At 32.3% G+C, this 13,459-nt stretch carries 14 protein-coding genes and 1 pseudogene; 9 read left to right on the top strand and 6 right to left on the bottom strand.

The features are described 5' to 3' along the window. Positions 1–15: 15 nt before the first annotated feature. Entirely contained in the window at positions 16–747 is a 732-nt protein-coding gene (locus KA883_RS11970; protein WP_046208483.1) for a CPBP family intramembrane glutamic endopeptidase, read from the bottom strand. A gap of 117 nt (positions 748–864) precedes the next feature. Between KA883_RS11970 and KA883_RS11965 the strand changes: the two genes are divergently transcribed. The 5 genes from KA883_RS11965 to KA883_RS11945 all read left to right on the top strand — a co-directional run bounded on the left by KA883_RS11965 (position 865) and on the right by KA883_RS11945 (position 5,597). Beyond that, positions 865–1,194 (top strand): hypothetical protein, encoded by a 330-nt coding sequence (locus KA883_RS11965; RefSeq protein WP_046208484.1) that lies wholly within the window; start codon positions 865–867, stop codon positions 1,192–1,194. A gap of 97 nt (positions 1,195–1,291) precedes the next feature. Continuing rightward, positions 1,292–2,341: a MupG family TIM beta-alpha barrel fold protein gene (locus tag KA883_RS11960; protein ID WP_046208485.1), complete on the top strand. Its 1,050-nt coding sequence runs from the start codon at positions 1,292–1,294 to the stop codon at positions 2,339–2,341. 6 nt (positions 2,342–2,347) lie between these two features. Further along, positions 2,348–3,235 carry an N-acetylmuramic acid 6-phosphate etherase gene (gene murQ / locus KA883_RS11955; protein WP_046208486.1) on the top strand — a complete coding sequence of 296 codons (888 nt, stop codon included), beginning with the start codon at positions 2,348–2,350 and terminating at the stop codon, positions 3,233–3,235. A gap of 43 nt (positions 3,236–3,278) precedes the next feature. After that, positions 3,279–4,718: a PTS transporter subunit EIIC gene (locus tag KA883_RS11950; protein ID WP_046208487.1), complete on the top strand. Its 1,440-nt coding sequence runs from the start codon at positions 3,279–3,281 to the stop codon at positions 4,716–4,718. A gap of 3 nt (positions 4,719–4,721) precedes the next feature. Further along, positions 4,722–5,597: a MurR/RpiR family transcriptional regulator gene (locus tag KA883_RS11945; protein ID WP_046208488.1), complete on the top strand. Its 876-nt coding sequence runs from the start codon at positions 4,722–4,724 to the stop codon at positions 5,595–5,597. A 115-nt stretch (positions 5,598–5,712) separates the two neighbouring features. On the opposite strand, the gene KA883_RS11940 is transcribed toward KA883_RS11945, so the two are convergent. Further along, positions 5,713–7,152: an alkaline phosphatase gene (locus KA883_RS11940; RefSeq protein ID WP_046208489.1), complete on the bottom strand. Its 1,440-nt coding sequence runs from the start codon at positions 7,150–7,152 to the stop codon at positions 5,713–5,715. A 216-nt stretch (positions 7,153–7,368) separates the two neighbouring features. Continuing rightward, positions 7,369–8,757 (bottom strand): amino acid permease, encoded by a 1,389-nt coding sequence (locus KA883_RS11935; RefSeq protein WP_046208490.1) that lies wholly within the window; start codon positions 8,755–8,757, stop codon positions 7,369–7,371. A gap of 309 nt (positions 8,758–9,066) precedes the next feature. Here KA883_RS11935 and KA883_RS11930 point away from each other — a divergent pair. From KA883_RS11930 to KA883_RS11920, 3 genes and pseudogenes are all read left to right on the top strand, one after another. Beyond that, a pseudogene (locus tag KA883_RS11930) lies at positions 9,067–9,893 on the top strand (formate/nitrite transporter family protein). 111 nt (positions 9,894–10,004) lie between these two features. Then, positions 10,005–10,364 (top strand): SND2/TMEM208 family protein, encoded by a 360-nt coding sequence (locus KA883_RS11925; protein ID WP_046208491.1) that lies wholly within the window; start codon positions 10,005–10,007, stop codon positions 10,362–10,364. Then, a complete protein-coding gene (locus KA883_RS11920) occupies positions 10,361–10,546 on the top strand; it encodes a hypothetical protein (protein ID WP_046208492.1) in 186 nt (61 codons plus the stop codon). The genes KA883_RS11925 and KA883_RS11920 overlap by 4 nt, the downstream gene beginning before the upstream one ends. Positions 10,547–10,621: 75 nt before the next feature. On the opposite strand, the gene KA883_RS11915 is transcribed toward KA883_RS11920, so the two are convergent. From KA883_RS11915 to KA883_RS11905, 3 genes are all read right to left on the bottom strand, one after another. After that, a complete protein-coding gene (locus KA883_RS11915) occupies positions 10,622–10,813 on the bottom strand; it encodes a hypothetical protein (protein ID WP_046208493.1) in 192 nt (63 codons plus the stop codon). Between the two features lie 3 nt (positions 10,814–10,816). After that, positions 10,817–11,461 (bottom strand): HAD family hydrolase, encoded by a 645-nt coding sequence (locus tag KA883_RS11910; protein WP_210139999.1) that lies wholly within the window; start codon positions 11,459–11,461, stop codon positions 10,817–10,819. A gap of 180 nt (positions 11,462–11,641) precedes the next feature. Next, positions 11,642–12,556 carry a bile acid:sodium symporter family protein gene (locus KA883_RS11905; RefSeq protein WP_210139998.1) on the bottom strand — a complete coding sequence of 305 codons (915 nt, stop codon included), beginning with the start codon at positions 12,554–12,556 and terminating at the stop codon, positions 11,642–11,644. A gap of 257 nt (positions 12,557–12,813) precedes the next feature. Here KA883_RS11905 and KA883_RS11900 point away from each other — a divergent pair, with 257 nt between their 5' ends. Further along, a complete protein-coding gene (locus KA883_RS11900; protein ID WP_046208496.1) occupies positions 12,814–13,344 on the top strand; it encodes a hypothetical protein in 531 nt (176 codons plus the stop codon). Positions 13,345–13,459: the final 115 nt, after the last annotated feature.

Below are 13,459 nucleotides of genomic sequence, written 5' to 3'. Positions count from 1 at the left end.
TTTCAACCTTGTCCATTATGTATATAACGTAATTAGCGTAAAAACAAATGAGATTAAATTATTGAGCATATGAATACTTACACTTGCAATGAGTTTAAAACCTGATTTGATGTATGCATAGACCATAGCAATCGCTAAAATTAAATAACTTCCTATTTCTAATGGAGATTCCGCTCCCATCACATGCATTAGTGAAAATAGAATGGCTGAAATAACCCCCATTACAATAGCATTAAATTTTTTCCCTAATTCACCTATCAGTAAATGTCTAAAAAATATTTCCTCCACTAATGGTGCACCAATTACAATTAACAAAAATGTAAACGGTAAAAATGACGGCTGATCAAATAAATTCATTAGTTCTAATTCATTTTGAGTTTCATTAAACCCAATACCATTGGGTAACATTTGCATCACCATGTTATAAATTCCACTACAAACCATCATAACAATCGTCACGATGATAAGAAATAAATAATGCTGCTTTATAAATGCTATATTTCTCTTCAAATTCATTTTAAAGTCCTTGGTATGTAAAAAATAAAAGCTAAACACAGTAACTACGTATGATAGCAGTTGTACAACCACACTTATTTTGATCACTATTTTTTCTGTTAAATGATCTACAAAAACAAAACTAAATAAAATACCAATCACTGTAAAAACAATCATACTTACAATTAAAATCGCAATAAGGAAAAAGTCTTTCCATACAATATCTTTAAAACGATATTTTGTTTTTTCCATTTTTTTAATAGCCCCTTTAAGTTCATTTTTAATTTTATAGTGTATATCCTACCATGCTTAACAAAATCAGAAAATCATATTCATCATTTTAAATTTTTTTAAGAAAGGATGCATTTTATGTATAATTTAGAATTTCATCAACTCGCTCAACGCATTAACCAACTATTAAACTTAATTGAAACTTATAAGTTTGCTATCGTTACTCAAAATAAAAAGAAAGCACAGTACAAACAAGATATCCAACAGTTTATTAAAGACGAACTTATCGTGTTTTCAGACATCAGCTTACAACGATTTTCTTTGCCCCATTATAATTATTACCAATTCCTTTTAACCCATGACACCAACCCCATTGAAGAACTCACTATTGGAAATACAATTAAGTACCTCGATACCTTACAAAATCAATTATTGGAAACACAAAAGTTATTGCAAGCGTTTTTGTAATAATATTTCAAAATGACATTTTTTTAAAATTAAAATTGTAATACTTTTTCATGTGTTGTAAAATGAAATCGATTACAGCAATATAGGAGTGATAACAATGCATGGCTTTTCTATTTATTTAGGACAACCCATTGATAAATCATATATTAGACGAATGATTGCTTTGGGATATACGACCATTTTCACATCTGTACAAATTCCAGAGGAAGACGAAACATCTAAATATCGCTATTTGGGAGAACTTTTAAATTATTTATCAGACGAACAACTTACGTATATGATTGATATCAATCCTTCATTGCTGGATCAATCTTTTTATGAATTCTTGCAATCATATCATCATGCGCAATTTATGATTCGTATTGATCACAGTACTTCTATAGAAATTATTAATGACATTATCCAACATGGTTTTCACTGTTGCTTAAATGCCAGCATACTTTCTGAATCACTACTTCAACAGCTTTATGAAAAACTAGATGATTTTACACACTTATGCTATTGCCATAACTATTATCCACGGCCAGATACAGGTCTAACAACTGAATTTGTTCATATTCAAAACTCACTAATTTTAAAGTATAATCCAAACGCAACGATCTTCGGTTTTATTCCAGGCACTACAAAACGTGGCCCCCTTTTTAAAGGTTTACCAACCATAGAATCAACGAGAGCACACCACCCTATTGAAAGTGCACAGCTATTATTAGATCATCTGACAACACAAATTTTGATTGGTGATACTAAAATTAGCGCACCACTAGACGAACAATTAATGAATGTATTATGCCATAGAACTTTCACACTCACAATTGATTTATTAGATATCCAAGCAACTAAGATATTACAGCAACCTCACACTGTACGACCAGACAACCCGCAAGATGTAATTCGCTCACAAGAAGCTAGACACTATTGTACAAGTGAAATTAATGCTTATAATACAACAGTTCGAAACACTGGTACAGTTACCATCGATAATAAACTGAACGGACGTTATCAAGGAGAATTACAACTTTTGAAAACTGACTTACCAGCGCATCCTCACGTTAATGTTATAGGTGAAATTTGTGAAGCTGAGCGCAGATTGATTCGTTGTATGAAGCCCAATGATACATTTAAATTTATTATAAAAACAAGGGAGTAGAAATTTATGAGTGATTTAACTACTGAATCTAGAAATAAAGCGACAATGCATTTAGATGAGATGTCTATAACAGAAATTCTTAAAACAATGAATGATGAAGATCAAAAAGTCCCACAACAAATTAGAAAAGTCATACCAGACTTGACTAAAGTCATAGAAATCACTACAAAACAATTTAGAGCTGGTGGTCGAATTATTTATATCGGTGCTGGAACAAGTGGAAGGTTGGGGGTGCTTGATGCTGCTGAATGTGTGCCCACATTCAATACGTCTCCAGATGAAGTCATTGGATTAATTGCAGGAGGACAAAGAGCCATGACTGTTGCTGTTGAAGGTGCTGAAGATAGTACCTCCTTGGCTGAAGAAGATTTACATCATATTCACCTTAATGAAAAAGACGTTTTAATCGGTATTGCTGCTAGTGGTAATACACCTTATGTTATCGGCGGATTAAAGTATGCGAATCACATTGGTGCACATACTGTTTCAATTTCATGCAATTCAAACACTAAAATAAGTAGCATAGCTAAAAATGCAATTGAAGTTAATGTAGGTCCTGAAGTCTTAACAGGTTCTACAAGATTAAAATCTGGAACAGCTCAGAAATTAATGCTTAATATGATTTCAACAATCACAATGGTTGGCGCCGGTAAAGTTTATGATAACCTCATGGTTGATGTAAAAGCTACAAATCAAAAATTAATTGACCGTTCCATACGCATTATACAAGATATCTGCGACATTTCTTATCAACAATCTGAAAAACTATATCATGCTGCAGATCATAACCTTAAAGTTGCTATCGTTATGCATATGTGTGATACATCAAAAGCAGATGCACAACAGCGTTTAGAAAAAAATAATCACATCGTTAAGCAAGCAATCAAAAATTAAACCAAATACTTAAAATAATTTATGTATATAGGAGGGTTTTATGATGTCTAAAGAACAAAAACTTGCAGAAAGTATTGTAAATGCAGTTGGCGGTTTAGAGAACATGGAAAATGTTATAAATTGCATGACGCGTGTAAGAATTAAGGTGCACGATGAAAATAAAGTTAACTATGATAAATTAAAATCGACAGAAGGTGTAATGGGCGTTGTCAAAGACGACCGTGTACAAGTAGTCGTTGGACCTGGCACAGTTAATAAGGTAGCTGCTCATATATCTGAAATGAGTGGTGTGCGTTTAGGTGAAACCATCCCTCACCAAACTAAAGATTATAAAGCAGAAACTGAAGCAAGAGCCAAAGAAAACAAAGCCGCTTTTCAAAGTAAACAAAAACGTGGCAAATTCAATAAATTATTAAAAACAATCGCTAATATATTCATCCCATTGATTCCAGCATTTATTGGTGCAGGTTTAATCGGTGGTATTGCTGCAGTTTTAAGCAACTTACTAGCTGCAGAGGTCATATCTGGCGCATGGATTACGCAACTTGTTACTGTTTTTAACGTAATTAAAGATGGTATGTTAGCATATTTAGCCATTTTCACTGGTATCAATGCTGCTAAAGAATTTGGTGCGACACCAGGTTTAGGTGGTGTTATTGGAGGAACGACATTACTAACAGGTTTAACAGAAGAAAATATGATCACTAATATTTTTACAGGCGAACCTTTACAAGCAGGACAAGGTGGTATTATCGGTGTTATCTTTGCTGTTTGGTTATTGAGTCTCGTAGAAAAGAGATTACATAAAATTGTACCAAATGCCATTGATATTATCGTAACACCTACGATTACTTTGTTTGTTATCGGATTATCAACAATCTTTATCATTATGCCTTTAGCTGGTTTTGTTTCTGACGGTTTAGTATCCGTAGTGAATGGTGTTATTAATATTGGTGGCGTCTTTAGTGGCTTTATTATTGGTGCTTTCTTCCTACCATTAGTTATGTTAGGATTACATCATATATTTACGCCTATTCATATTGAGATGATTAATCAATCTGGTGCTACTTACTTACTACCAATTGCTGCTATGGCAGGTGCAGGGCAAGTTGGTGCTGCATTAGCGCTTTGGGTAAGATGTAAGAAAAATACTACTTTGAGAAATGCAATTAAAGGTGCACTGCCTGTCGGTTTCCTTGGTATTGGCGAGCCCTTGATTTATGGGGTCACGTTACCTCTTGGTAGACCATTCTTTACCGCATGTATTGGTGGCGGTATTGGTGGTGCAGTGATTGGTGGTATTGGACACATCGGTGCTACCGCTATTGGACCAAGTGGTATTTCATTGTTACCTTTGATTTCAGATCATATGTACTTAGGATACATTGCAGGATTAATCGCTGCTTACATCGGTGGTTTCCTCTTCACCTTCTTTTTAGGTACAACAAAATCAATGAGAGAATCTGATAACTTAGGTGGTTAAACTATGACCAACGTACTTTATAAAATTGATAATATATATGAAACTTTTACAAAAAGTGAAAAAAAAATTGCTGATTTTATTTTAAACGAACCTCATCGTATCATTAATATGTCTGTCCAAGACCTTTCAAATGAAATTAATACAAGTACAGCATCCATTGTACGTTTTAGCAAGAAAATAACAGAAAAAGGGTTTCAAGAACTTAAAATTACAATTTCACGTTATTTGCCTGAAGATGCAATCAACAATAATCATATGGAATTAATTGATAATGAATCCGTCGATATTATCAAGTCTAAAATGTTAGCCCGAGCAACAGATACAATGAGTTGTGTTGCTTCACAAATTGAACAACATCACATCGATGACATCTGTGACACATTAAAACATGCGCGTACCATATTTTTATTTGGTTATGGGGCATCACTCGTTATTGTTACAGATTTATATCAAAAATTATCTCGGATTGGTTTAAATGTGCGCTTAATACAAGAAACGCATTTATTAATGACTACCATGGCTACTCATGATGAACAAGATTGTATTATTTTTGTAACCAACCAAGGTAGTCATAGTGAAATGCAATCTATGGCAAAAGTTGCAACTGACTATAATATACCTATCATCACGATTTCAAGCTCGAATAATAATCCTGTAGCTAAAATATCTGATTATACTTTAATTTATGGTCAAACTGATGAGAATGAACTACGCATGGCCGCAACAACATCATTGTTTGCACAACTTTTTACGGTAGATATTCTTTATTATCGATTTATTGCTTTAAATTATCAACGTTCGTTAGACTCAATCACACAGTCTAAAATGGCACTTGATAATTATCGTAAACATTTGTCTAAAATCCAGTTTAAACACTAAATCATTGCTGCCATCACTTTTTAAATAACATCATAAACGAGAACGACATAGAAATNNNATTTCTATGTCGTTCTCGTTTTTAATCTATCGCTAACACTATTTATTTGCTAGTTGCTTACTTTACATCGTTTTGAAAAAAGTCGAAAATATTTTTGGCATTATCAGTATTATCAATATTTCCTTTAAATTTATCACTACCAGGGCCATATGCATAAGTATTTACATCTTCTCCTGTATGACCATTAGTAGTCCAACCAGTATTTGATTTGTCATTAATTGGTTTTTGTACAGCATCTTGAACCTTTTGTAATTGACTTTCATATGCTTTTTCATCTTTTTTAAGATCTTTAAGTTTTTTAGCTTCATCTTTTATTTTATTCATTTGATCTTCTGAGACTTCAAAACCGTAACCATCTTTAATGACTTTCTCCACATTTTTGCCTTTGCTAATTTCTTCAGTCATATATTTACCTGAATGTTTCATTTGGTGAATGGCATCTGGGTTCCAAACGTAATCTTTACCTTTCGCAATAGACATACCACCTGTAGAATGATCTGCAGTAGCTACCACAAGTGTATCTGGATTTTCTTTTGCATAATTCATAGCATATTCAAATGATTTTTCAAATCCAGACATTTCTGACATTACCCCAGTTACATCATTTGGATGCCCTGATTTATCTATAGAAGCGCCCTCAACCATTAAAAAGAATCCTTTGTCGTTTTGTTTTAATTTATTTACGGCACTATCAGTCATATCCACTAATTTTGGATTTTTGTCTGGTGCGTCTATCTGTAATGGCATATCATTATCTGCAAATAATCCTAATACTTGTTTACTTTTGGAATTTTGTAGTTCGTTTTTATTTGTAACCACATCGTAACCATCTTTTTTAAATTTGTTTTTTAAATTGCCATTGTCTTTCCCAAAATACTCAGCACCACCACCTAGTAGTACATCGACTTTATGCTTGCCATTAATTTTATCATTGTAAAATTGTTTAGCAATTTCATCCTTTTTATCACGATCATCAACGTGTGATGCGTATGCAGCAGGCGTAGCATCTGTAATTTCAGCCGTAGATACGAGACCAGTTGATTTACCATTTTCTTTAGCTTGTTCTAATACTGTTTTAACATTATTTTTATTAGCATCGACGCCTATAGCTCCATTATACGTTTTTTGTCCTGAACTAAATGCTGTTGCACCAGCTGCTGAATCAGTAACATTTTCTTTTGGATCATTAGGGTTTGTACGTTGACTCCCTATTAGATATTTATCAAAAGCGGTCTGATCCATTTCTTTAGTATCTGGATTATCTGCAAAATAACGATAAGCAGAATTATACGAAGGTCCCATACCGTCACCGACTAAAAAGATAACGTTTTTAGGATTTTTTGTATTACCCATATAAGCTACATCAGCATTCTGATTTGAATCTTTAGACTCATCTTTTTTCCCTGCAGCATAAGTCCCTTGTACACTCCCTAATGATGAACCGGCAATGATTGTCCCTGCAATCGTAGCAGTAGCTAGTTTATTAAGTATTTTCATATAATAACTCCTTTAGATATGTATTATGACCTCAACTTTATTCTAAAGCACGAGTTTTGAGTGAGTATTTTTCTATTGTTAAATTTTTGTAAAAGCATTTATGTAAGTGTACCAACATAATGACGGATATACAAAAAAAAGTCATAAATGATACAAAAAAATGTATCATTTATGACTACTTAATATTGCTGACAAATTGATGTGTTATTATATTTTTTAAAGTTGCTGATCATCACTTAATTTATGATAGCCTTTTAGATAATAGAACAATGTCATAAAACCTAAGAACACGATACCAATAACAACTGAAACAACTGTTTCTTTATTAAATAGCATGCCGATTAACACCATGATAAAGAACGCCATTGTAATATAATTTGTTATTGCGCCGCCTGGCATTTTAAAAGGATGATTTTTGAGTTCTTCGCTGTGATTTTTTCTGAATCTTAAATGACTAATTAATATCATAAACCACGGTACCATACCTGGTAAAATCGAGGCACTGTATACGTAAACAAAAATACTATCTGCCCCTTTAATAAATAAAGGCAAAATAACATTTAATAACGCACCAACTAAAATACCAATTGCTATTGCAGTAACCGTCCAAATAGGAACACCATTTTTCATAACTTTACGGAAAAATTTAGGTAACATGCCCTTTTGAGATAAGTTCAACGTCATTCGACTAGCGCTAAATATACCAGAATTACATCCTGACATCGCTGCAGTCAAAACTACAAAGTTAATGAGTCCAGCAGCAAATGTAATACCCACTTTTGCAAATGTTGCAACAAATGGACTGCCAATGTTTCCTAATTCATCCCAAGGATAAACAGTTACAATAACGAAAATGGCTCCGATATAGAAAATTAATATACGCCATATAACACCATTAACCGCACTTTTAATATTTTTTTGTGGATCTTTCGTTTCACCAGCAGTAATACCGATTAATTCAACACCTTGATAAGAACCAATTACAATAGAAAGTGCGAAGAAGAAACCAATCCAACCATTAGGCATAAAGCCACCATGTGACCATAAATTAGAAAGACCTATAGCCTCTCCACCATTACCAAGTCCAAAGAAAATCAAACCGAACCCTGCGATAATCATCAAGATAATAGTTACTACTTTTATCATTGCAAACCAAAATTCAAATTCACCAAAAGCTTTAACTGATACTAAGTTAGCACCAGCCAACAATAATACAACTATAATACCTGGTATCCATTGTGGTAAATCAGGAAACCAATAATTCATATATTCTCCAACGGCGATAACCTCACTCATACCTACAACAACCCATTGGAAAATATTACTCCATGCTGTCAGATAACCAGCAACTGGATTTATGTAATCACTTGCAAAGTTTGCAAAAGAACCTGAAGTCGGGTGTAAATATACCATTTCCCCCATAGCTCTCATCACTAAAAATAAAAACAGCCCAGCTATTAAATAGGCAAATATTACTGAAGGCCCTGTCCATTTAATCGTACTTGTCGCCCCCATAAAGAGTCCGACACCAATCGTTCCACCAAGTGCTATCATCCGCATTTGACGTGCACCTAGTCCCCTTTGTAATTCGTTATTCTCATTCATCATTCAAACCCCATCTCATTCAAATATAAGTGAAAATAATTCACTTATTATGACGCTATTATACTATAAATTCTAAAAATTAAAACAATTATTTTTCATTTATGTAAGCCCTTACATATGTTTTTATTTTAGATTACTTTTAGAGAAAACGCAATGTAAATTTTCATTTCAATATGATAGAGAGCAATTAAATACTATCTTTAGTTAATTGAGTGTCACTATTTAATTGTGATTATTTTGTGAATTATTTCACAAAAATACTGTAACATAGTATACTATTTTTAATTAATAGAAAGTGAGGATAAAGTTTTGAACGAAAAAAATATTAAATGGGATAAAGTTTTTTATGGTAAAGCGTGGGTTCATCATGTCGTAGAGACAATTCGTGCCAAAGATATTTTACAAAGTTTTTATTTAAAACGTTATCTATTACGTGCCATAATGGCTGGTTTTATTTTAGGTGTGATTACAGTTTTTGTATTGCTCATTAAAGCTTCATTAGCCTCTGATATTCCAATGGGCGTTGCAAATTTAGTCGGGGCAATTGCATTTAGTTTTGCTTTAGTGTTAATACTTTTTACAAATTCCGAATTATTAACGAGTAACTTTATGTATTTTACAGTTGGACTGTATTATCGCGTCATTTCGCCAATCCGCGTTTTTAAAATATTTGTACTCTGTTTTATTGGTAATGCCTTAGGTGGATTGGTGTTCTTCTTATTGATTCGTTCCTCAGACATTATGACACCTGAGATGATGCAACAATTAGAAGCTACAATTGATCATAAAACACTAACGGCAGGTTTTGTTGCCATTCTTATAAAAGGTATTTTTGCTAATTTCTTTATAAATATATCGCTTGTCATAGCTATGCAAATTGATGATGTTTTGGCAAAAATGTTTGTCATGATGTTTGGTGTATCCATTTTCGCATTTATGGGTTACGAACACGTTGTTTTACCGTATTATTCGCAGGTGGAGTCGTTTACCAAAGTGATGTACTTTCAGCCATGCCTGCTTTAATCAATTTGCTGGGGGCAGGTATCGGCAATTATATCGGAGGCGGTTTAGTAATAGGCTTGTTCTATGCTTATTTAAACGACCATAAGCAATATCAAAAAAGTAAAGTACATTGACTACAACTTGCGTTATTGTAATGATGAGCTAGAGTCTAACGTTCATGAAGTTATAGTTCCTAATTTTATATGATATAATGCTCAATAGATTTTATTATAAAGGAGTTCAATATGAATAAACATCTATTGAAACGTACAATCACAGTTTCAATTATATTTGGTATATTATTTTTCCTAATCAATTATTTTAGCGATAGTGATGTTTCTGCCGGAAATTTAATGCTAAAAAGTTTACTAACGATTGTTGTATTTGGGATACTATATTACTTAATTTTTACTATTGTAAATTCACCAGAGCGAAAATATAAATTTGGTATTACATTACCTATTTCACTACTAATTGCAATCATAATCAGCGCTATGTTTTCTGCTTTAAAAATCGGTATCATAACCGGATTGATTATTGGTATCATTGCAGGGTATATCTGGGAATATATCGATACTCATAAAAATGGTGGTGATAAATCATGAGTATTTTCATTGGTATTGTTGTTATCATTTTACTAAGTGTAAGTTTAATCCCTAATTTAAAAGCTGTAAAAAAATCTAAAGCTGCTGGAGAAAAAAATCCACGTTTTGCAATTATGGTAGGTATTGATTCTATATTACTCGTATTAGTTATTGTGACACTAATACTTCAATTTTTAAAATAGACTATCATTTTTCATTTCGATATTATAAAACCCCTTATTGAAGCATTTTCCAATGTCAAAATAAGGGGTTTTAAATTAAAATTGATTTTGTAAAATAAGATAATATAAGGCCAAAGCTCCCAATAAGTAAATAAGACTTCCAACCATAAATGACCGGAATTGTATTTTTAAGGGGACTTTTTTATTAAAAATAGGTCCTAAAACTAAATTTCCTATTGCTAAAACAATTGGGCCTCCTAAAAAAAATAAAATTAAATAACCATTCATACGTTAGCCTCTACTTTTTTCAAAATATTTTTCAATGATAGCTGTACCTGATATGTCTTTATCTAAATATACTATGTTACTAAAATCTTGTTTTTCCGTCATATCATTCGTATTTACAATAACATCTAAACCAGCATTCACCGCTGCAGTTGCCCCATTGACTGAGTCTTCTATAGCTAAACAATTAACAGGATTATAGTTTAATCTTTGAACTGCTGTTAAATATAGTTCGGGACTTGGCTTTATTTCTTCTACATCCTCTCGTCCAACAACAACATCAATATACGCATCTAATCCTAATTGATCAAACGTTGGTTGAATATCGTTTCTAAAACTACTTGTCGCAATAGCCATGGGTATATGGCGCACTTTACAATAATCCATAAGTTGTTTCATATGTGTAACTATCGGTAAATTTATACTCGTTTCATTATGCTCTTGATATATTTTTTCTTTACGTTCTTGTCCTAGTTGGTCTTCTAGATACTGATGCAATTCTGAAGCCAATCCCCCAATAGATTGACGATAAAAATCTAAACTAACTTCTTCCAAACCATAATGATTTAAATGTTTATTTATTATTTCAAACAAGTGCTTTTCTGTATCTATAATTGTACCATCAAAATCAAATATCACAGCACGATACATACATTTCCCCTCCTATAATTTAACAAAATTGAATCAAATTATTGTCAGTGTATCATATTTTATACTTCTCTAGCCTATCAAAGACAGAGATAATATAAACTAAGAGAAAAACACGAAAAAATTAATGTTTTCCTCTTAGTTTAGAACTTCATATTAATTTTATCTTAAAATCAATGATACTTACCTTTTATTCCAGTATTTTGCAAGTATTGGACCTGTAATATTATGTATTAAGCTGAACACGGCTCCCGGAACTGCAGATAATGGGTTAAAATGTACTGTAGCTAAAGAAACTGCTAGCCCTGAATTTTGCATACCTACCTCTATCGATACTTCCTTTTTGTCCGGTCGGTCTAATTTTAGGATTTTGGCAAATGTATAACCAAGTATATAGCCAATCAAATTATGAAGAATGACAACCGCAAAAATAAGCAATCCTGTGGCTAAAATTTGTGCTTTACTACTACCAACTACAGATGCAAGTATTAATGAAATAGCTACAACGGAAACGATTGGTAATGCAGTGGCAGTCTTGTCAGCAAATGTCTTGAACAGTTTTTGCAGTACAAACCCAATGATTATTGGTATTAAAATCACTTGAACGACTGACCAAAACATACTGATAAATGAAACTTGTAACCATTCATGCGCAAATAAATATATTAAAGCTGGTGTTAAAAATGGTGCTAGTAATGTTGAAACACTTGTGATAGCTACTGACAATGCAACATTTGCATTTGCTAAGTAACTCATAACGTTACTAGATGTACCACCTGGACAACATCCAACTAAAATCACACCAATTGCAATTTCTGGAGGCAAATGAAACAGTTTAACAATTAAAAATGCACTTAAAGGCATAATCGTATACTGCAAAACCACACCAATGATTACAGATCTAGGTGCTTGAAATATGATTTTAAAATCTTTGGGGTCTATGGTTAATCCCATACCTAGCATAACAATTCCTAGTAAATAAGGTACCCAATTACTTAAAGTAGAAAGTTGCATTGGAAATATAAAACCAATAACAGCTACAATAAGCATCCATACTAAGAACGTATTCGTTGCAAACTTACTTACTTTTGATAACATCTAAAACACTTCCCTCTCTGTATTAATAAAGAAGAATGTATCATATTTTGAACATCTAAACAACAGAATTTTCTAAATATTTTGACTTTAAAACCCTAGGAATTTCCAAAAATTTTATACTTCGTTCTAAAGACCTAGTGTCTTCTTTTAAAAAGAGTGGTACAATTTAATAGAATTTAAAACATGTATAATTTTAAGGGCACTAAATATTAATTTTAATATACGTATGTCACTTTATATAGATATGGAGGTATAATATGTTTTTAGATAAAACTGAAACGTTTGTTTTAAACATCAGTGGTTTAAATAAACGTCATATCCGCAAAAATTTGTTAAAACTTTTGAAACAAGTCCACTTTTGTAAATCGTTCAAATTTACTATTTTCAAAAAAAATCATTTATATGCTTTAGAAGTGAATTTACCTAAGCAACAACTACCATATTTGATTAGTTTTCTTAGCTTCCACAATTATTTAATCTATCAAATTTTAGAAAATAATCATGCACAAGACCTACTAGACTTGGATCATTTACTATTATCATCTAAGCGTTTCGAAATCGCTGTTGACGGCCTTCATGATGCATTTATTAAAGACAAAGTTATCGACATTATGAATTTACTCAATCACACTGAAACAATTGTTTATACCTTCAATCGAAATACCATCAACGTTTCTTGTTCGCCTACAGTATTCTCTAAATTAATTCATGCTATCGCAACACACAACATTGATGTTTACAGTGCTACCTACCAACCACGTTTAATGCATAAAACGAGAATTTCTTAAAAACATTAATGTACGACATCACTCACATATACAGTAAAATTGATTTAGCTACCATTTCACGATATTTAATCAACATAAATCATGTATACAAGAATCTAGCATCCAATCATAAACG

Origin of the sequence: Staphylococcus sp. GDY8P54P (assembly GCF_017892645.1) — a bacterium.
GTDB classification, from domain to species: Bacteria; Bacillota; Bacilli; order Staphylococcales; family Staphylococcaceae; genus Staphylococcus; species Staphylococcus ureilyticus.
Note: the sequence above shows the minus strand (reverse complement) of the source record. Positions and strands in the feature narration are given on the sequence as shown.